18 protein-coding genes are annotated in these 19,437 nt (G+C 71.6%); 14 read left to right on the plus strand and 4 right to left on the minus strand.

Annotated features, from left to right (window positions below):
* Positions 1–126 precede the first annotated feature (126 nt).
* The 4 genes from OHO83_RS10500 to OHO83_RS10515 all read left to right on the plus strand — a co-directional run bounded on the left by OHO83_RS10500 (position 127) and on the right by OHO83_RS10515 (position 3,739).
* Positions 127–912: an SDR family NAD(P)-dependent oxidoreductase gene (locus OHO83_RS10500; RefSeq protein ID WP_329432958.1), complete on the plus strand. Its 786-nt coding sequence runs from the start codon at positions 127–129 to the stop codon at positions 910–912.
* A 112-nt stretch (positions 913–1,024) separates the two neighbouring features.
* A complete protein-coding gene (locus OHO83_RS10505) occupies positions 1,025–1,873 on the plus strand; it encodes an alpha/beta fold hydrolase (RefSeq protein ID WP_266675752.1) in 849 nt (282 codons plus the stop codon).
* 55 nt (positions 1,874–1,928) lie between these two features.
* On the plus strand, positions 1,929–2,783 hold the full coding sequence (locus OHO83_RS10510) for an alpha/beta fold hydrolase (protein WP_266675750.1): 855 nt from the start codon (positions 1,929–1,931) through the stop codon (positions 2,781–2,783).
* Positions 2,783–3,739: a quinone oxidoreductase family protein gene (locus OHO83_RS10515; protein ID WP_329432959.1), complete on the plus strand. Its 957-nt coding sequence runs from the start codon at positions 2,783–2,785 to the stop codon at positions 3,737–3,739. The genes OHO83_RS10510 and OHO83_RS10515 overlap by 1 nt, the downstream gene beginning before the upstream one ends.
* Before the next feature lie 43 nt (positions 3,740–3,782).
* Here the strand turns inward: OHO83_RS10515 and OHO83_RS10520 are convergent, their stop codons facing one another.
* On the minus strand, positions 3,783–5,279 hold the full coding sequence (locus OHO83_RS10520; RefSeq protein WP_330279310.1) for an AMP-binding protein: 1,497 nt from the start codon (positions 5,277–5,279) through the stop codon (positions 3,783–3,785).
* Between the two features lie 209 nt (positions 5,280–5,488).
* On the opposite strand from OHO83_RS10520, the gene OHO83_RS10525 reads away from it, so the two are divergent.
* From OHO83_RS10525 to OHO83_RS10560, 8 genes are all read left to right on the plus strand, one after another.
* Entirely contained in the window at positions 5,489–6,733 is a 1,245-nt protein-coding gene (locus tag OHO83_RS10525; protein WP_330279311.1) for a Rieske 2Fe-2S domain-containing protein, read from the plus strand.
* A 115-nt stretch (positions 6,734–6,848) separates the two neighbouring features.
* Positions 6,849–8,198 (plus strand): M20 family metallopeptidase, encoded by a 1,350-nt coding sequence (locus OHO83_RS10530; RefSeq protein ID WP_266675741.1) that lies wholly within the window; start codon positions 6,849–6,851, stop codon positions 8,196–8,198.
* Positions 8,195–9,157, plus strand: a complete 963-nt coding sequence (locus tag OHO83_RS10535) for a catechol 1,2-dioxygenase (RefSeq protein WP_329432961.1) — start codon at positions 8,195–8,197, stop codon at positions 9,155–9,157. The genes OHO83_RS10530 and OHO83_RS10535 overlap by 4 nt, the downstream gene beginning before the upstream one ends.
* Positions 9,154–10,005 (plus strand): IclR family transcriptional regulator, encoded by an 852-nt coding sequence (locus OHO83_RS10540; protein ID WP_266675737.1) that lies wholly within the window; start codon positions 9,154–9,156, stop codon positions 10,003–10,005. The genes OHO83_RS10535 and OHO83_RS10540 overlap by 4 nt, the downstream gene beginning before the upstream one ends.
* A 134-nt stretch (positions 10,006–10,139) precedes the next feature.
* The gene (locus tag OHO83_RS10545; protein ID WP_330279312.1) at positions 10,140–11,159 is read left to right on the plus strand and encodes an NAD(P)/FAD-dependent oxidoreductase; all 1,020 of its coding nucleotides are present in this window, start codon (positions 10,140–10,142) and stop codon (positions 11,157–11,159) included.
* 7 nt (positions 11,160–11,166) lie between these two features.
* The gene (locus OHO83_RS10550; protein WP_329432963.1) at positions 11,167–11,487 is read left to right on the plus strand and encodes an indolepyruvate ferredoxin oxidoreductase subunit alpha; all 321 of its coding nucleotides are present in this window, start codon (positions 11,167–11,169) and stop codon (positions 11,485–11,487) included.
* Between the two features lie 19 nt (positions 11,488–11,506).
* The gene (locus OHO83_RS10555; RefSeq protein ID WP_330279313.1) at positions 11,507–12,556 is read left to right on the plus strand and encodes an LLM class flavin-dependent oxidoreductase; all 1,050 of its coding nucleotides are present in this window, start codon (positions 11,507–11,509) and stop codon (positions 12,554–12,556) included.
* A 67-nt stretch (positions 12,557–12,623) separates the two neighbouring features.
* Positions 12,624–13,418: an alpha/beta fold hydrolase gene (locus OHO83_RS10560; protein ID WP_330279314.1), complete on the plus strand. Its 795-nt coding sequence runs from the start codon at positions 12,624–12,626 to the stop codon at positions 13,416–13,418.
* A 74-nt stretch (positions 13,419–13,492) separates the two neighbouring features.
* Here the strand turns inward: OHO83_RS10560 and OHO83_RS10565 are convergent, their stop codons facing one another.
* Entirely contained in the window at positions 13,493–15,070 is a 1,578-nt protein-coding gene (locus OHO83_RS10565) for an AbgT family transporter (RefSeq protein WP_330279315.1), read from the minus strand.
* Positions 15,070–16,347, minus strand: a complete 1,278-nt coding sequence (locus tag OHO83_RS10570; RefSeq protein ID WP_330279316.1) for a metal-dependent hydrolase family protein — start codon at positions 16,345–16,347, stop codon at positions 15,070–15,072. The genes OHO83_RS10565 and OHO83_RS10570 overlap by 1 nt, the downstream gene beginning before the upstream one ends.
* Before the next feature lie 131 nt (positions 16,348–16,478).
* Here OHO83_RS10570 and OHO83_RS10575 point away from each other — a divergent pair, with 131 nt between their 5' ends.
* A complete protein-coding gene (locus tag OHO83_RS10575) occupies positions 16,479–17,549 on the plus strand; it encodes an Lrp/AsnC family transcriptional regulator (RefSeq protein WP_330279317.1) in 1,071 nt (356 codons plus the stop codon).
* A gap of 15 nt (positions 17,550–17,564) precedes the next feature.
* On the opposite strand, the gene OHO83_RS10580 is transcribed toward OHO83_RS10575, so the two are convergent.
* Entirely contained in the window at positions 17,565–18,635 is a 1,071-nt protein-coding gene (locus OHO83_RS10580) for a GMC family oxidoreductase (protein ID WP_330279318.1), read from the minus strand.
* On the opposite strand from OHO83_RS10580, the gene OHO83_RS10585 reads away from it, so the two are divergent.
* Positions 18,609–19,361, plus strand: coding sequence for a site-specific integrase (locus tag OHO83_RS10585; RefSeq protein ID WP_330279319.1), 753 nt, complete (start codon positions 18,609–18,611; stop codon positions 19,359–19,361). The two genes, OHO83_RS10580 and OHO83_RS10585, sit on opposite strands and share 27 nt — an antisense overlap.
* Positions 19,362–19,437 lie beyond the last annotated feature (76 nt).

Raw genomic sequence — 19,437 nt, forward strand, 5'->3', positions numbered from 1 at the left:
GCCCAGGCGCGGCGACGTACGTACACCTGTCCTCCGACCCCAAGCACCTGTCGCGCCGCCTTCGCCCGTTCCGGTCAACGGACCGCTGCCGTTGGCTGGTTGTCCCCGCATCCGCACCCTCACCGCATGACACTCACACCATCCGCCGCCGACAGGTCCCTCACCGCTGCCACCGGCCCCGTCCTCGTCACCGGCGGCACCAGCGGCATCGGTCTCGCGGTGGCCCGCGCCGTGGCCCGCGCCGGGAGGCCCGTCGTGGTGACCGGGCGCTCGGCGGAGCGTTGCCAGAACGCCGATGGGCTCCTCAAGGACATCGGCGGGGAACATCTGGCCTCCGTCGCGGACACCACGGCCCCGGACGCCCTGGCGGACGTGATCGCCCGGGCCGCCGAACGCTGGGGGCCGGTCACCGGGCTCGTCACCTCGGCGGGGCGCCTCGCGCGCGGTTCGGTCCTCGACCTGCCGATCGGCGAACTGCGCGCCGCACTGGAGACCAACGTGGTCGGCACGTGGCTGGCCCTGCGCGCCGTCCTGCCGGGCATGCTCGACGCCGGGTACGGGCGCGTCGTGACGATCGGCTCCGTGCTCGGCTCGACGGGCGCCCCCGAGCGCGCCGGATACGCCACCACCAAGGGCGCGGTCGCCGCTCTCACGCGGTCGGCCGCGCTCGAACTCGCGGGCACCGGCGTGACGGTCAACTGCGTCGCCCCAGGACCGGTCCGCAGCCCCATGAACGAGAACGACACGGACGACGACGCCGCCGCTCAGGCAGCGTTCACCGCCAAGGTCCCGCTCGGCCGCTGGGGCCGTCCCGAGGACGTCGCCCACGCCGTCCTTCCGCTGCTCGCTCCCGGATCCGCCTTCACGACGGGCTCCGTGGTGTACGTCGACGGCGGCTATACGGCGCAGTGAGGCAGGCCCGCTTCCGGTACGGGTTCGCTGAGCGGACCGCCCCGCTGGTCCGAGGGACAACGCGGTGATGGGCTCGGCCCCGCAGCACCCGGAAACGTACGGAAGGACTCGCATGTCAGCAGCACCACAGAGCCATTACGCCGACGGCGCGGGGGTCAACTACCACTACCACGACCTGGGTTCGGGACCGGACACGGTCTTTCTGCACGGCGGCGGCCCGGGCTGCACCGCGTGGAGCGACTTCGGGCCCGTGGCCCCGCTGTTCGCGGCCGACCGGCGCTGTCTGCTCGTCGACATCCAGCAGTACGGCAAGTCGGAGAAGTCCCGCATCGAGGGGCCGATGTGGGACCACCACGCGGCCAGGACCGTCGGCCTGCTCGACACGCTCGGCGTGGACCGCGCCGACTTCGTGTGCAACTCGTGGGGCGGCACGATCGCCCTCAACCTGGCCGCGACGTACCCGGAACGGGTCCGCTCGCTCGTCATCACCGGCAGCATGCCGGTCTTCTACGGTCCGCTCGCCCCGCTCCCCGAGAACGGCCACCGCGGCCGCACGGCCCGCGACATCTATTACGGCGGTGAGGGCCCGACCCGCGAGAAGATGCGCCAGCTGATCACCAAGCTGGAGTGGTACGACGGCGCGAAGCTCCCCGATGAGACCCTCACCCTGCGCTACGAGCAGAGCCTCGACGAGGGCGAGCGCGCACTCGCCGCGATGTCCGACTCGCCGCGCGGCGACTGGCAGGACCTGACGGCGCAACTCGGGCGGATCCAGGCCCCCACGCTGTTCATGTGGGGCATGCAGGACGCGTTCCTCACCCCGGACTACCCGCTGATGCTGGCCCGCATGGTGCCTGGCGGGAGCCTGCACGTGATGGACCACGCCTCGCACCACCTCCAGGAGGAGCGCCCCGAGGCGTACCACTCGGTGGTCAGCGGCTTCCTCGACTCCCTCTCCTGACCGCCCCTTTCCCTACCTGCCCTGACCGCACCAACTCCCGGACGGAGTACGCCTCGTGACCATCTGGAACGAGATCAGCCCCACCCCTTTCCGCGTCGAGTACGCGGACGCCGCCGGCGTCCCCACCCGTACCCTGCGGGCCGGTGACCCGACCGCGCAGGCCGTCGTCTTCCTGCACGGCACGAGCGGTCACCTGGAGGCGTTCGCCCGCAACATCAGCGCGCACGCCGCGTACGACCTGCACGCCGTCGACATGCTCGGCCACGGCTACACCGGCAAGCCCGACAAGCCGTACGAGATCGCGGACTACGTCACCCACCTCGTCGACTACCTGGACGCCGTCGGTGTCGGGGCCGCCCACATCGTCGGCGAGTCGCTCGGCGGCTGGGTAGGCGCGCGGGCCGCCGTCGAGCACCCGGAGCGGGTGCTCAGCCTCCAGCTGCTGTGCGCCGGCGGCACGGTCGCCAACCCGACGGTGATGGACCGCATCCGGACCTCCACCCGGAAGGCCGTGACCAGTGACGACATCGAGCTGACGCGCAAGCGCATGCGGCTGCTCATGGCGGACGACGCGGACGCCACCGAGGAGCTGGTGGCGGCCCGGCACGCCATTTACCACACGCCGGAGTTCGTCGCGGGCGTCGACAACCTGCTCTCCCTGCAGGAGATGGAGCGCAGGCAGCGCAATCTGCTGCGCCCCGAGGAGCTCGGCCGGATCACCCAGCCGACCCTCGTGGTGTGGGGCCGGCAGAACCCGTTCGGCGAGACGCCCGAGGCGACGGCGATGCACGAGGCGATCCCGGGCTCGCGCCTTGAGCTCTTCGAGAACTGCGGGCACTGGCCGCAGCATGAGCAGGCCGAGCGCTTCAACGCCCTCAGCCTGGAGTTCATCGCCAAGGCGGCCGGCTGATGCGGGCGGCCCGGTTCCACACGTGGGGCGCAGCGCCGGTCGTCGACGAGGTGCCCGAGCCGGTGCGCAAGGAGGGCGAGGTCCTGGTCCGGGTCGAGGCGGGCGCGGTCGCCCACCTCGATGTGACCGTTGCCTCCGGCGAGTTCGCCTTGAAGCCGAACCCGCCGTACGTCGGTGGGGTCGAGGGCGCGGGCACCGTCCTGGAGGCCGACGCGGACTCCGGCCTCGCGCCCGGTACACAGGTGGTGCTGCGGGGCGGCGGCCTCGGCATCGTCCGCGACGGTACTTGGACGGAACGGGTCAGTGTGAAGCGCAAGGCGGTGACGCCGCTCGACGCCCCCCTCGAACCGGCCGTGGCGGCCAGCTTCTTCGTCCCCGCGACCACGGCGTACGTGGCGTTGCACGACGTCGGCAGGGTCGAGAAGGGTGAGGGGGTCGTCGTCGTCGGGGCGGCGGGCGCGGTCGGCGCGATGGTCGCCCAGCAGGCGCTCGCGGCGGGAGCGCGGGTGACCGGAGTGGTCGGCCGCGCCGACCAGCTCGCCGACGTTCCGGAGGGTGTCGAGGCGGTGCAGCTCGGCGACACGCAGAGCCTTGAGCGCCTCGCTCAGGACCGCTCGGCCGCGCTCCTTGTCGACACCCTCGGCGGCGACGGTCTCGTCGGCCGCAGCCGGTGGGTGCGACAGGGCGGGCGCGCGGTCGTCATCGGGTACGTGGCGGGCCCGCACGTGGCACTCGACCTGCCCAGCTGGCTCCTCGACGAGGTCGCTCTTCTTCCGGTCAACATGATCCGTGCGGAGCACCGGGCACGGGAGGTCGCGGGTGATCTCGTACGCCGGCTCTCTTCCGGTGAACTCACCGTGGCGGTCGAAAAGTTCGGCCTCGAGGACATCCCGTCGGCCCTGGACGCGCTGAAGAACGGCCGCGTACGGGGGCGCGCGGTCGTCCTGCCCTCGTAGAGCACAGGTGATCCCCGCGCCCGCGCGCGGGCGTGGGGATCCCTCACCCGGACCGGTCCCAGGTCACAGCGGTGACACCCCGATCCCGCAGCACGCCCTTGCGCACTTTCCCGGTCTCCGTGAGCGGCAGCTCCGCCACCACATCGACGTACCGCGGCACGGCGAACCCGGGCAACTCCCGCGCACAGTGCCGCGCCAGCTCCGCCGGGTCCACGGCCGAGCCGGCCCTCGGAACGACCGCCACCATCACCTCGTCCTCCGCCAGTTCGGAGGCGACGGGGAACGCCGCGGCCTGGGCGACCGCCGGATGGGAGCGGACAGCGCTCTCCACCTCGTACGAGGAGATGTTCTCGCCGCGGCGCCGGATGCAGTCCTTGACGCGGTCGACGAAGCGGAACCAGCCGTCGGGCTCGCGGACCACCCGGTCGCCGGTCCTGCGCCATCCTCCGGACGTTTCCTCCGGTTGCCCCAAGTAGCCGGAGGCGAAGGCGAATCGGCGATCGGTACGGACCATGAGCTCACCGGGGGTCCCGTCGGGGACCGGGGTGAGCTCCGCGTCGACGGCCTGCGCGTGGAAGCCGTCACGTACCGTCCCCATGTACCCCGGCCGATACCGGTCCGGGGTGTGCCCGATGACGAGGTTGGTCTCCGTGGACCCGAACCCGTCGACGACGGCGACGCCGAACCGTTCACGGAAGGGCTCCCACAGCGGAGCAGGGGTGGCAGGCGCGAGGGTGCGCCAGGCGCGGTGCGCCCGGTCGCCCTCCCCGGGCGGCTGCGCGAGCAGCATCGGCACCATCGCGCCGAGGAGATAGACACACGTGGCACCGGTCTGCGCCGCACGGGCCCAGTAGCGCGAGGCGGAGAACCGGCCGTCGACGACGATCTCGGCCCCCACCGTCATGGCCTGCGCGAGCGCGTTGATGGCGTTGGTGTGGAAGAGCGGCAGACAGGTGTAGAGGGTGTCGTCGGCGGTGAGGCGCAGGACGTCGGCCACGTTCCGCCCCCACCAGGCGAATTGGGCCTGCGGGCAGCGCACACCGCGCGAGGGTCCGGTGGTGCCGGAGGTGAAGAGGATCGCCGCGGTGTCGCCGGGCTCCGCCGCGCAGGGGGCCGCCGCCTGCGCCGTACCGGCCACGGGGGCGTCGTCCGCGCCGGCCACCCACACGCGGCCCGGGTATTCGGTGTCCGCCACCCGCGCCGCCAACTCGGCCGCGACATAGAGGAATCGGGGCTCGGCCTCACGCAACGCATGCCGCAGCAGCCGCCCGTGCAGGGCGGTGTTCAGCGGCACGACGACCGCGCCGAGCCAGGCGCAGCCGAGGATCAGGTCGACGAGTTCGACCCGGTTGGACAGCAGCGCGGCGACCCGGTCCCCCGGTCGGCAGCCCCGCTCCGACAGCGCACCGGCCATCGTGGCCGCGGCCGTCCGCGTCTGCGCGTAGCTACGCCGAGCGCCGTCCGCGGTGCGCAGAAAGGGCCGGTCGCCGAAGTGTTCGGCCGCGGCGTCGACGAGGCCGGGAATCGTCATGCGCTTCATGGCCGGATGCTGTCCCGCACCGGCTCCCCGATCAATCGATCCGGTTCGCTCAGCGGTCCGGTCCAGTCAGGTGAGCGCTCCGGTTCGCTCAGCGGTCCGCCGCTGCGCCGGTCCGGTCAGCGGAACGGTCCCATAGGCGGCGGACGGGCCGCGCCGGATGCTCGAGCCACAGACCGATCAGCGGTGCATGAGCAGGAGGCCACGGCAGGATGACGACGAGCGAAGAAATGCCGGCCCGCAATGAGGTCGCCCCCAAGCGGCCGGCCCGCCCGCGGCGCGCGGCCGGCGACAAGATGGGCCGACAGGACTGGTCGTCCTGGCCGCACTACGACAAGGCGGCGTCCGGATTCCGCGGCTACTGGTACCCGGTCACCTGGTCGAGCCACATCACCGACGACCCCAAGCCGTACACGATCTGCGGCGAGAAGATCACGCTGATCCGTGACAACGGCACGGCGTACGCGCTGCACAACCGCTGCCCGCACCGCGGTGTTCCGCTGTCCGAGGGCAGCCAGCAGTTCCCCGGCACGGTCAGCTGCCCGTACCACGGCTGGACCTTCGACCTGCCCACCGGAAATCTGTCCGCGGTCATCACGGACGGCCCTGGCTGTCGCCTGACCGGCAAGCTGGGCGTGCGCACGTACCAGGTCGAGGAGCGCCTCGGCATGGTGTGGGTGTACATCCCCGTCGCCGACGAGGAGCCGCACCCGATCGACGAGCAGCTGCCGGAGGAGCTGGTCTCGAACGCCTTCGTGATGGGGGGACGGATCGAGCCGCGCGGCGGCAACTGGCGGTTCGCCTGCGAGAACGGCTTCGACGAGGGCCACGCCAAGTACTTGCACCGCACAGCCCTTTGGCGGCTGTTCAAGCCGATGCCGACGTGGAACATCACCCGGATCGTGCCGCAGGGCCGCTGGATCTACCGGGTGCAGGACGAGGTGCACTGGGCGGCCGACTTCCCGGGCGTGGGCCGCTGGTCCAACAAGCGCTGGTGGAAGAAGCAGCCGCCGAAGGAGACGTTCAACCTCGGCAACACCGGCAAGGCGGACGCGGTCGACCCGACGATCGAGGCGCAGGAGTTCCCCGGATTCGCATCGCTGTCGATGCCGGGCGTGCTGCGGATCGCGTACCCGAACTTCATCCATTACGAGTTCTACGTCCCGGTCGACGACGACAACCACCGCTACGTCGGCGTGATGGTCAACTTCAAGGAGGGCTGGGGCACCGTCCCCTTCTACGGCAAGTACCTAGGCGCGATCCGCTGGCTGTTCCACGGGCAGTTCTCCGGACAGGACGCCTGGATGGTCGACGTCACGGACGCGCCCCCCGAGAAGCTGTACCGCCCCGACGTGTCGCTGACCTCCTGGCGCAACCTCAGCGAGGACGAGTACGGCAAGAAGCTCGCGGCCACCGGCGCCGCCGAGACCGACCCCACCACGGAGAAGGGTGCCTGACCATGGCCCGTACCCTGTTCAAACTGCTCGTCGGCGCCGCCCTCGCCGTGGCGCTCCCGCTCGTCAAAAAGCGCATCGCGCAGACCACGATGACGCAGGTCCGCCGGGTGAACCAGTGAGCACCGACGCGCTGGCGGGCCTCGACGAGCAGCGTCGCGCCTGGACCGCCGAAGCCTGGCGGCACGTCACCGCCGAGCGGCTGCGCGAGCTGATCGTGGGCCTGGTCGGCGTGCCGAGCCCGACCGGCGACGAGCGGCCGCTCGCCGAGCACATCGCGGCCACGCTCTCCTCCGTCGGCCTGCGCGCCACCACCCAGGCGATCGACGCCCGGCAGGCGAACGCCTGGGCCCGCCTCGAAGGTGACGGCAGCGGCCCGGACCTGATGCTGTACGCGCCCATCGACACGCTCACCGTGGGCGAGGAGAGCGAGGACGTGCCGTGGATCGGGCCCGAGCTGCGCGAGGACATGCGGCCGTGGGCCACCGTCTACGACGACCTGGTGACGGGGCTCGGCGCCTCCAACCCGAAGGGGCACGCGGCCTGCGTGATGATGGCCGCCGAGGCGATCGCGCTGGCCGGGATCCCGCTCACCGGCGACCTGGTGGCCGCGTTCGGCGCGGGCGGCATGCCCACCAACGCGCGCCCCGGCAGCGACCGGGCCAACACCGGTCAGGGTGTGGGGTGTTCGTTCCTTCTTGAGCAGGGCGTGTGGACCGACTATGCGGTGATCGCCAAGCCCGGCTGGACGGTGTCCTGGGACGAGGTCGGCCTGGCTTGGTTCGAGGTCACCGTGCACGGCACCCATACCTACGCGGGCTCGCGCCACCGCCTCCCCTACGACAACGCGATCGCCCGTGCCGCTGATGTCGTACGTCACCTGGAGGAGTGGTTCGTCACGTACGCGGAGCGGCACACGGACGGCACGGTCGCACCGCAGGGCATCGTGTCGTCGGTGCGCGGCGGCTGGCCGCGGATGGCGGCGGTCACCCCGGCCGTCTGCACGCTGCGGGTGGATCTGCGGATCGGTCCCGATACGACGCCGATTCAGGCGAAGCGTGAGTTCAAGTCCGCTGTCGAGGCGTTGAGGGACAAGCTGCCGGGTCTCGATGCCACGGTGGAGATGATCCTGGCCATCCCCGGCACCCGCACCAGCCGCGAGAGCTGGATCTTCCGCAGCGCCGCGGCCGGCTGGGAGGCCTTCGAGGGGCGGGCGCACGAGGTCATCGCGGCGAACAGCGGCGCGACCGACGCGAACATCCTGCGCGGGCGCGGCATCCCGACGGTGCGGGTCGGCATGCCGAAGGTGGCCGAGGCCCCGTTCGACATCGACTTCGCGCGCGGCATGAACACCGTGTCCGTGGCGGAGATGGAGCGGCTGACCCGCCATCTGATCCGCACGGCCGTCGACACCGTCACGCGTTCCCGTGACGAGCTGGAGCCTTCTCAGGACGGAGCAGTGGCATGACCGAGATCGTCCTTGGCGTGGGGGCCTCCCACAGCACCTTGATGAACACGCACTGGGAGGAGACCCTCCACAAGGACCGCGCCGAACGCTTCCGTGACGCGCTCGGTGAGGCCCGCGACGCGCTCGCCGAGGCGCGGGTGGACACCGTCGTCCTGGTGGGCTCCAATCACTTCCGCGGGTTCTGGCTCGACCTGATCCCCGCGTTCACGCTGGGCGTCGGCGAGTGCGTCGCCAGCGGCGAGTCCGGTACGCCGAAGGGCCCTCAGGCCGTGGACGTGCCGCTGGCCCACCACCTCGCCGACTCCCTGGTGGAGGGCGGGCGTTTCGACCCGGCGTTCTCCGCGCGGCTGCAGATCGACCACGGGCAGTCGCACGCGATCCAGTACCTCCTCGACGGCCTGGACGGCGTACGGATCGTGCCCCTCGTCGTCAACGTCTTCGCGCCCCCGCTGCCGACCCTGGAGCGGTGCGAGGAGCTGGGCCGCGCGATCCGCGAGGCCGTGCTCGCCTTCCCCGGCGACCGGCGGGTCGCGGTGGTCGGCTCAGGCGGTCTCTCGCACCGCCTGCCGTGGCCCGACTGGCGTGAACCGCACGGCGACGACGAGGAGTTCATGGTCGGCGCCTGGCTGAACGGCCGGGAGAACTGGGAGGACTACGACGCGCGGCGCCGCGAGATCATCCGGGCCGCGGAGGCCTCCCTCACGCCGGGGTTCGACGAGGAGTTCCTGTCGCTGATCGAGCGCGGCGAGGCGCACCGCCTGACCGCGTACTCGACGCAGGAGCTGGAGAAGGCGGCGGGCAACGGCGCGCAGGAGCTGCGTACGTGGCTGCTCATGGCGGCGGCACTCGACCACACGCCGGGGCGGCGCCTCGCCTACGAACCGATGCCCGAGTGGCTGACCGGCATGGGGGTCGCGGTCCTCGACCCGGGGGCTTCGGGCGACGGGCCGCGGACATGAGTGTCCCCGCCGTGATGCCGGCACACGGCCCGTGCCGGGCGGACGCCGGGAGCCGGGGGCTGGTGCTCGGCTCCCGTCCGGCGGGCGAGGCCGCAGCGGACGTCGAGCAGGCCGACTCGATGAACTCCGTGCTGGGGAAGGTCCGTCCGATCCTGGAGGCGTTCACCGCGGACGACAACGCGCTGTCGCTGGCCGAGCTGGTGCGCCGGTCGGGGGTGGCCAAGGCCACCGTGCACCGGCTCGCCCAGGAGCTCGTCACCTGGGGGCTGCTGGAGCGGGAGGGGTGCGACTACCGGCTCGGTCTGCGCCTGTTCGAGCTGGGCCAGCGGGTGCACCGGCAGCGGATCCTGCGCGAGGCGGTACAGCCGTACATGGAGGATCTGCTCCTGATCACCCGGGAGACCATCCACTTCGCCATCCACGACAGTCTGGACGTCGTCTACCTGGACAAGATCTTCCCGCACCGGGGGCTCAACGCGGAGTCCCGGGTGGCGGGCAGGCTCCCGCTGTACTGCACCGGGACGGGCAAGGCGATCATGGCCCATTCGCCGCCGTCGCTCTTCGTCGACGTCGTGCGCGGCGGTCTGAAGCCGCTCACCCGCCACACCGTCGTCTCCCCCGGCCGGCTGCGCGCGCAGCTCGACCGGATCCGGGAGGAGGGCATCGCCCTGGAGAGCGAGGAGATCCGCCTCGGCTACGCGAGCCTCGCCGTACCGGTCTTCGCGGGACGCACGTCGGGCCTGGTGGGTGCGCTGTCCATCACGGCGCCCACGTACCGGATGGACGCGGCCGGGCACGCGGCGGCACTGCGGACCGCCGCGCTGGGGATCGGACGGTCGCTGGCGTAGCCGCGCACGCGGATGTGGGGAGGGGCCTGCCTGAGTGCGGGCCCCTCCCCGCATCCGCGTCCTGGCGTCGTCGCGTCCTGCTCAGCGGAACGACTCCGTAGGAGGGACCGCCCGTCGTTCCTACGCTCCAGATCATGAGCCAACTCACCGACGAAACCGACGAAACCGATGACTTCGGGTTCGACACCGACGTCCTGATCATCGGCGCCGGTCCGGCCGGCCTCTACGGCGCCTACTACGCCGGTTTCCGCGGCCTGAGCGTCACGGTCATGGACGTACTGCCGCAGTTGGGCGGGCAGATCAGCGCCATGTACCCGGAGAAGCCGATCTTCGACATCGCCGGATTTCTCTCCGTGCGCGGCCGCGACCTGGTGGACGGGCTGGTCGCGCAGGCCGAACCGTACGCGCCCCGCTACTTGTTGGGCCACCGGGCCGTCGAGCTGACGCACGGCGTCGACGGCCGCCCGGTCGTCCGCAGCGACCAGGGTGCGACGGTGCGGGCGGGGGCCGTCGTCATCACCGGCGGCGTGGGGACGTTCACCCCGCGGGCGCTGCCGGCCGGTGAGGAGTTCCTCGGGCGGGGCCTGGAGTACTTCGTGCCGGACCCGTCCGTGCACACGGACAAGGACGTGGTGGTCGTCGGCGGCGGCGACAGCGCCTTCGACTGGGCAGCGATGCTCTCCCCGATCGCCCGCTCCGTGACGCTGGTGCACCGCACCGCCCGGTTCCGCGCGCACGCCGCGAGCGTCGCGAAGGTCCGCTCGCTGGGCGTCGAGATCGTCACCGACTGCGAGGTGAGCCGCCTGAGCGGGTCAACTCACCTGGAACAGGCGGAGATCCGGCACCGCACGACGAAGGAGACCCGTCTGCTCCCGGCCGGTTCGGTGGTCGCGGCCCTCGGCTTCCTCGCCGACCTCGGCCCGCTGCGGCACTGGGGCCTGGACCTCCAGGCCCGCACGATCACCGTCGACACCCGGATGGCCACCAACCTGCCCCGCGTGTTCGCGGCGGGCGACATCACCGACTACCCCGGCAAGGTCCGCCTGATCTCGGTCGGCTTCGGCGAGGCCGCCACCGCCGTCAACAACGCGGCGACCGTCATCGATCCGGAGGCCGCCCTGTTCCCCGGGCACTCCACCGAGAAGGAGCACTGAGCACACCATGGCGTACGTCATCGGCGCGTCCTGCGTCGACATCATGGACCGGTCCTGCATGGAGGAGTGCCCGGTCGACTGCATCTACGAGGGCGAGCGCAAGCTCTACATCAACCCGGTGGAGTGCATCGACTGCGGCGCCTGCGAGGTCGCCTGCCCCGAGCAGGCGATCACCGTCGACCGCAAGGCCGACCCCGACTTCCGCGAGGACAACAAGCGCTTCTTCGTGGAGGTTCTGCCGGGCCGCGACGCGCCGCTCGGCACTCCCGGCGGGGCGGGCGGCCTCGGCCCGGTGGGCGTCGACACGCCTCTCGTGGGCACCCGATGAGCACCACCGAGGGCGCCAAGTGAGCGCCGCACAGGAGTCGTTGCGCGTCGGGATCCGTATCCCTCCCTGCACGCGTGCCGACCGCATCGTCGACACCGTACGCAGGGCGGAAGCCCTGGGCTTCGACGAGGCCTGGTTCCCGGACTCCCAGCTGCTGTGGCGCGACGTATTCACCACGCTGACCGCCGCCGCCCTCGGCACCGAACGCATCGGCCTGGGCACAGCGGTGACGAACCTGGTGACCCGCCACCCGGCCGTCGTCGCCTCCGCCGCACGCAGTGTCGCGGAGCTCGCCCCGGGACGGTTCACCCTCGGGCTCGGCGTGGGCAACAGCTCGGTCGGGCCCGTCGGCCTGCGCCAGAGCACCACGGCCGCGATGCGCGAGGGGCTCGCTCTGCTGCGCGGGCTCTTGGACGGCGAGGAGCGGGACTTCGAGGGCCCGGCAGGCACGGTCCGTTCCCGGTTGCGCGCCCCCCGCCCCGGGGTACCGCTCCACCTGGCGGCGAGCGGGCCGCGGAACCTGCGACTGGCCGGGGAGGTCGCCGACGGTGCGATCCTGCTCAGCGGTGTCTCTCCGCACACTCTGGCGGGCGCCACCGCACGCGTTCGGGAGGGCGCGGAGGCGGCGGGGCGCACCGTGGCGTCGGTGCCGCTGACCGTCTCCGCGTACTGCGCCGTGACCGAGTCCGCAGCCGACACCGTGGCGGCGGCCCGGCAGATCAAGCCCATCTGCGTCTCGATCGCACAGAACGGCGGGGCGCCTTTCCTCGCCCTCGCCGGCATCCACCTCGACGTACCGGACGTCGTCGAGGGCGTGTACCCGGACCTCGTGCACGCCGAGGACTGGGACGCCGCGGTGAAGGTGGTGTCGCAGTGGGTCAGTGACGAGGCGGCGCTGCGGTTCGCCGAGGATTTCTGCCTGTTCGGCACCGCCGAGCAGATCGCGGAGCGGCTGCGCGCGCTCCGTGCCACCGGGGTGAGCGGAGTGTTCCTGCAGCACGTCGGCTCGTACGACCTTCCGGACGAACTGATCGAAGCCGTCGGTGCCTCGGTGCTGCCGGCCCTGTGACACGTGCACGCATGCACGAAGACACCACAACGCCAGTGCCGACGAGCGCGAGGAACGGAGACAACGGATGACGGATACGTTGCGCAAGGGATATGTCCCCAGCCCCTACGGCCAGTTGCACTACGCGGAGTCCGGCGACGGCGTCCCCGTGCTGCTGCTCCACCAGACACCGCGGTCCTGGACGGAGTACGTCGACGTGCTCCCCCTGGTCGGTGCCCGGCACCGGGCGATCGCCATGGACACCCTCGGCTTCGGCGCCTCGGCCAGGCCCGGGGGGCCGCATTCCATCGAGCGGTTCGCGGACGCCGCGGGCGCGCTCGTCGACGAGTTGGGCCTGGACCGCTTCCACCTCGTCGGGCACCACACGGGCGGGGTCATCGCCGTCGAACTGGCGGCGCGGTTCCAGGACCGCGTCGCCGGTCTGCTGCTGTCCGCCACCCCGTTCGTCGACGACGAGAAGCGGCGCGGCGCGGCAAGGCATCGGCGCATCGACCACGTCGACCCGAAGCCGGACGGCTCCCATCTCCAGGCCCTGTGGGACAACCGGCGCGGCTTCTACCGCGCGGGCGAGGAGGCCGCGCTCAACCGGTACGTGGCCGATGCCCTGGGCGTCCTCGACCGCGTGGAGGAAGGGCACGAGGCGATACGCCGTTACGACATGGAGGCGCGCCTGCCGCACATCACGGCGCGAACCCTCGCCGTCTGCGCACCCCATGACACCTATTCGCTGCCCTCACTGGCGAAGTTCGCCGACGCGCTGGGCTGCGAGACCCAGGTCCTGTCCGACGGGCATGTGGCCGCGCCGGAACAGGTGCCCCAGGAGTTCGCCGACATCGTTCTGGAGTGGATGGCCCGGAGCTGAGTGTGGTGACAGGTCGGTGCCCCACCGGAATCCCCCGGTGGGGCACCGACCTGTCACCACACTGACGTACACGCTCACTTGAGGGAGATACCCGCCCCGGGCCCCAGCGGCAGATCGAAGCCGTAGAACACCGCCAGGATGCCCAGCCACGCCACGAGGAACGGCACAACGAAGATGGCGAGCCGCGAGATGAGCGTCCCCAGCCGCGCCTCCGGCTCGTAGCGCTGCAGGAGTGCGAGGAGCAGGAACACGTACGGGTTCATTGGCGTGATCACGGCGGTGGCCGAGTCGCCGATGCGGAACGCGGCCTGGCTGAGGGCCGGGCTCATGCCGAGCAGCATGAACGCCGGGACGAACACGGGCCCGATCAGCGACCACAGCGCGGATCCGGAGAGGATCACCAGATTGAGGCACGAGACGAGCAGGATGAAGGCGACCAGTGCCCCGAAGCCGGTCAGCCCGACGGACTTGAGCAGCGCCGCCGCCTTCACCGCGAGCAGCACGCCCAGGTTGGACCAGTTGAACACCGCGATGACCTGCGCGGCGACGAACATCATGACGACGTAGCCGGACATGTTCTTCACCGAGTCGGTCATCGCGGCGACGACGCCCTCCGACCCGCTCAGCGTCTTCACCGTGAACCCGTACGTCACGCCCGCCAGCAGGAACGCGCCGAACAGGACCGGGACGATGCCCGTGAGCAGCGGTGACGGCACCAGCGCCCCGCCCTCCCCGCGCAGCGGTGCGCCGCTGGGCAGCCACAGCGACAGGACGACGGCCGCGTACACGGCGACGACGAGGCCGGTGCACAGCAGGCCGCGGCGCTCGGCCGGGGTGAGGCGGATGTCCTCGCTCTCGGAGGCGTCCGGTGCGTCGGCGGTCGCCGTGTAGGCGGGCAGCCTGGGTTCGAGCACCCGGCTGATCAGGAAGCCGCCGATGAGGCCGAGGACCAGGCTGCTCGCGGCGGTGAAGAAGTAGTTGGCGAGGATGTTCACGTCGGCGTGGTGGGTGTCCGACAGGACCGCGACGGCCTGCTGGGTGATGCCCGTGTAGAGCGCGTCGAGCGAACCGATCGTGAACCCGGCCGCGTATCCCGCGGTGACGCACGCGAAGCCGCCGATCAGGCCGGCCGCCGGATGGCGGCCCGCGCTCTTGAAGACGACCGCGGCGAGCGGCGGCAGCACGATCGCCGCGACGTCGCTCATCATGTGCGCCTGGCAGGCGACGAGCGCCACCAGGTACGGCAGGAAGGCGCGCGGGGCGCGGGCCAGGGTGGCCCGCATCGCGGTCTCCAGGAGACCGGCCCGCTCCGCGACACCCACCGCCATGATCATGAGCAGTACGGCGGCGATGGGCGGGAACGCCGCGAAGTTGGTGACGAGGTTCTCCACCAGCCAGCGCACCCCTGCGCCGGTCAGCAGCCCGGTGATCTGCTTGGTGTCGTCCGTCCCCGGCACCGTCACGGACACGTCCGCGAGGGCGAGCGCGGTGGAGACCACCGCGACCACCCCGAACAGGACGGTGAACAGGACGACCGGGTTGGGCAGGGCGTTGCCCGCCCGTTCGACGAAGGCGAGCACCCGGTCGATGCCGCGCGGCTTCTGCGTGGAAGGGCCCGGCGCCGCGGCCCGCTGCCCGGTCCCCGCGGACATCACGGACGCCCCCCGGCCGCGGCACCGACCAGGTCCTTGCGTACGACGCCGCCCTGGACGACGCAGACGATGTTGGCCGGGTCGCCGAGGACACCGATGTCGGCCAGCGGGTCGCCGTCGCACAGGACGAGGTCCGCCACGCGGCCCGCGGTCAGTGTGCCCAGGCGGTCGTCGACGCCGAGGAGTTCGGCGGAGTTGCGGGTGCCGGCGACGATGGCGTCCATCGGGTTCATGCCCAGGTCCACCAGGTAGCTCAGCTCCATCAGGTTCACGCCGTGCGGCCCGACGGCAGCGTCCGTGCCGAGTGCGATGCGGGCGCCCTGCTCGATGGCGCGGGCGATGTTCTCCTTGGTGATTCCGGACCAGCGGACCTTCTTCTGGTAGTGGTAATCCGGCATGGTCTCCTTGTTGATTCCGGCGTAGACCGTGGAGAGCGTCGGGACGACGAACGTGCCGCGCTCGGCGGCCAGTTCAAGGGCCTCGTCGTTGATCCCGTAGCCGTGCTCGATGCTGGTGACTCCCCCGCGGATCGCGTTGAGGATGCCGGAGGTGCCCTGGGCGTGCGCCGCGACCGGCTTGTCGCCGTGCCGGCGCGCCTCGTCGACGACGGCCCGGATCTCCTCCTCCGTCAGGCCCTCGTCGTCGGGCTGGTCGTACGGGCTGCCCATGCCGCCGGTGGCACAGACCTTCACCAGGTCGGCGCCCTCGCGGAGCACCCGGCGCACCGCGAGACGGGCCTCGTCGGCGGTGTCCGCGAGCGCGGACATGCCGTCGCTCAGGTCGGTTCCGTCGGGCAGCCGTACGTCGCCATGGCCGCCGGTGTGGCTGATCACGCGGACCGCGGTCTGGATCCGCGGGCCGACAATCCTGCCGGTCTCGACGGCCGTGCGGTACCCGGCGGCGAGGCCGGCCAGGTCGCGCACCGTGGTGACGCCCGCGTCGAGGGTCTGGCGCAGGCGCGCCGCGGTGTCGAGGGTGACGAGGACCCGGTCCAGCTCGCCGCGGCGGCCCGGGTGCGCGCCATGTGCGTAGGAGAGGTGGACGTGGCAGTCGAAGAAGCCGGGCAGCAGCGTGCGGCCACCGGCATCCACGCAGCGGACGTCGGAGGATGTGGTCGCGGGCGCCTGCGCGGCGGCCCCGGCGTAGGTGATGATCCCCTCGGCGTCGACGAGGACGACGGCGTCGTCCACCGGGGAGGAGCCGGTGCCGTCGATGAGCCGGGCGTTGTGGATACGCAAGGGGGTTCGTACCGCGTCCTGCGTGGTGACGTGCGTCATGGCGTGCCTTCACTCCTGGAGGTATGCAGGGGGGACCGGTTGGAGGGGAGTGTGGGATGCGTACGTCATCGCCGTACGACCGCGCAGATTTCGTTCGGGATTCCGGCAGTACGCGCAGAGAAGTGCCACCCATGGCGGTGCAGGAAAGTGCCACGGCCCGGCAGCGTCCCGGTGCCCCGGACGAGCTCGGTGAACTGGACGAACTCGACCGTGGCATCGTGCACGCCCTGCAGATCCAGCCGCGGGCCCCGTGGACGCTGGTCGGCGAGGTACTCCGGGTAAATCCGGTGACGACGGCGCGCCGTTGGCACCGCTTGGAGGAGGCGGGGCTCGCGTGGGTGACCGCCTATCCGCGGCTCACCGACACGCGGCTCGTGGTGACGGGCCTGGTCGAGGTGGACACCGTTCCCGGGGCCGCGGAGGACGTGGCCCTTGCGCTGGCCGCGGACCCGGCGGTGCCGAACATCAAGCTGACGGCCGGGGGCCGGGACATGGTCGCCGCCGTGCAGGCCCGGAGCCTGGACGAACTCTCCCGGCTCAGCACCTACGTGATCCAGCGAACCCCGGGCGTGCGGGCGACGCGTACGCACATCTCCACGGGGCTGCCGACCGACGGCAGCGGGTGGCGCCTGCGCAGCCTGGATGCGGAGCAGTGCGCACGCATGGAGGCGTCGGCCCCGGGCTCGTCGGCAACCGCCTCCGCGGCCCCGGCGCGCTGGGACTCGCTGGACGCGCGGCTGCTCGAACTCCTCAGCGTGGACGGCCGGATGTCGCTGCGCGACCTCGCGCAGGCGAGCGACGCGGCCCTGACCACGGTGCGCCGCAGGATGCAGTCCCTGCTCTCCTCGCGGCTGCGCCTGCGCTGCGACCTCGCCCGCCCGCTCTCCGGCTGGCCGCTGTCCGCGGTGTACTTCGCGTCCGTGCCGGGCCAGTACCTGGAGGAGACCAGCCGGGTCCTTTCCGACCTGCGCGAGGTCCGCTCCTGCTCGATCACGGCGGGCCCGCACAACCTCGTGATCGATGTCTGGCTGCGCGCCCTGCACGACGTGCACGCCTTCGAGGCCCACCTTTCGCGCGGCTTCCGGCGCCTGACGGTCTCCGACCGCTCGGTGGTCCTGCGCACGGTCAAGCACATGGGACGCCTCCTGGACCGCAGCGGCCGCAGCACGGGGGTCGTGCCGCTGCGGCATCCGGAGGACTGAGGTTCGCTCACCGGTTCACGGCGCCAGGTGTGCGACCGCGGCGCGGGCCGCACGGACAGCGGTGACGACACCGGTGAGCGTGGAGTTGCAGACGAGGGCGGTCGGGACGACGCCGCAGCCGGCGAGGTAGAGGTTGGTGAGGTTCCAGACGCGGGCGTCCGGGTCGCAGACGCTGGTGCCGTCGTTGCCGGGCCCCATCCGGACGGTTCCCGTCATGTGCAGGGAGGTTCCCGGCGGCAGCGTGGCGCTGTCGGTCGCCGGGTCGAAGCGCCCGAGGCGCCTGCCTGCGCGCTCCTGTTCCCGCTGAGCCTCCTTGATCAGGCGACGGTCCTCCTCGGTGTATTCGAACGTGATGCGCATCTTCGGCATCCCCGCGGCATCGAGCTCGGTCTCGGAGAACTCGACCCGGTTGGACGCCTGGATCTCGGTCGGGACGTAGAGCGCGATCCCGGCCGAGCAGTCGGCGACGCTGCCGTCCTGCGCGAACTGCACGCTCCCGGTGAACTGCCCGTTGAACGGCTGTGGTTCACCGCTGTGGGGCAGCCAGTACGACGTGTTGAGCGCCTCGCCCGCCCGGTCCTCGGCCGGCGCGGCCGCGTCCAGTGCGACGGCCACGGGATCGACGCTCACGCGACCGGTCTGGAAGACATGTTCGTTGAGGTGACGTCCGAGCGCGGACGGCCTGATCCCGGAGGCGAACAGCAGTTGAGGGGTGCGGAAGACATCCGCGCACACGAGGGTCGCGGTGGCGGTGACCTCGTACTCGTCACCGGAGACGACATCACGGACGACAGCGCCGCGCACCTGATCTCCCTGGCTGAGCAGGCGAACGGCCTGGGAGCCCGGCCGCAGCTCGAAGTGCGGGTCGTCGCCCGTGGCGAGCGGGGGGAAGATCCGGTTCGGACCCGACCTGATCTTGCCTCCGTCGGCATCGGGGTTGACCGCCATCGGCAGCGGCTGCACCTCGCGGCCGGGAGCCGACTGTCCAGCGAACACGTCGTTGAGAGCAGTGATCAGGGCGGTGCGCAGCGCGGAGTCGCCCAACGGGTCGGTGTTGACGTGCAGCAGCTCGGATGCGGTGGCCATGTCCCGCGCCCACTCGTCCGTGTCGATGAAGTCCGGTATCTCGATCCCCCACGCGGCGAAGCCCTCGGCCTCGCCTTCAAGGACATCGACTTCGCCGCGCGGCGCTTGTTCGTCCGCCGCTCCCTGACCACCATCGACAACAACCACCTCGTACTGGGAGCACCCAAGACAGCTGCCAGCGCCAGCTGGATCCCGCTCTCCTCCAGGGCCCTGGCCGCCCTGCGCCGTCGGCAGCGAGCCACAGGGCGCACCATGGGTCTGGCCTTCGCCCAACCCGCCGGCGCCCCACCGCGCCCGCAACAGGTCCTCAACGACTTCCGCGCTGCCGCCCGCAAAGCCGGCCTGCGCCCCATCGCCCTCAAAGACCTACGGCACGGCACCGCCACCCTCATGATCACCGCAGGCATCCCGGTGGTCCTGGTCTCCAAACTGCTCCGGCACACCCAGCTCGCCACCACAGCCGACCTCTACACCCACCTCACCGACCCCGCCGCAGCCCGCGCCGCCCGCACTCTCGACACCGCCCTCACCCGGGCCACCCGCACCCTGCGCTGGCGCAGGTTCATGGACCGGCTGCGACCACCACGCGACCTCCACCCCAGCCAAGGCGCCGCGCTGACCAGCCAAAACACCGAGCGCGGCATGGGCTCCGAACTCACCGTGCGACCATCACCACACCCGTCACACAAAAAGCCGCCCCCTCGAAAACGAGGAGACGGCCTCTGAACTGCGAAAACAGTCCGACATCACTGTCGGGACGACAGGATTTGAACCTGCGACCCCTTGACCCCCCGCGGTGCGG

The organism is Streptomyces sp. NBC_00569, from assembly GCF_036345255.1.
Classification (GTDB): domain Bacteria; phylum Actinomycetota; class Actinomycetes; order Streptomycetales; family Streptomycetaceae; genus Streptomyces.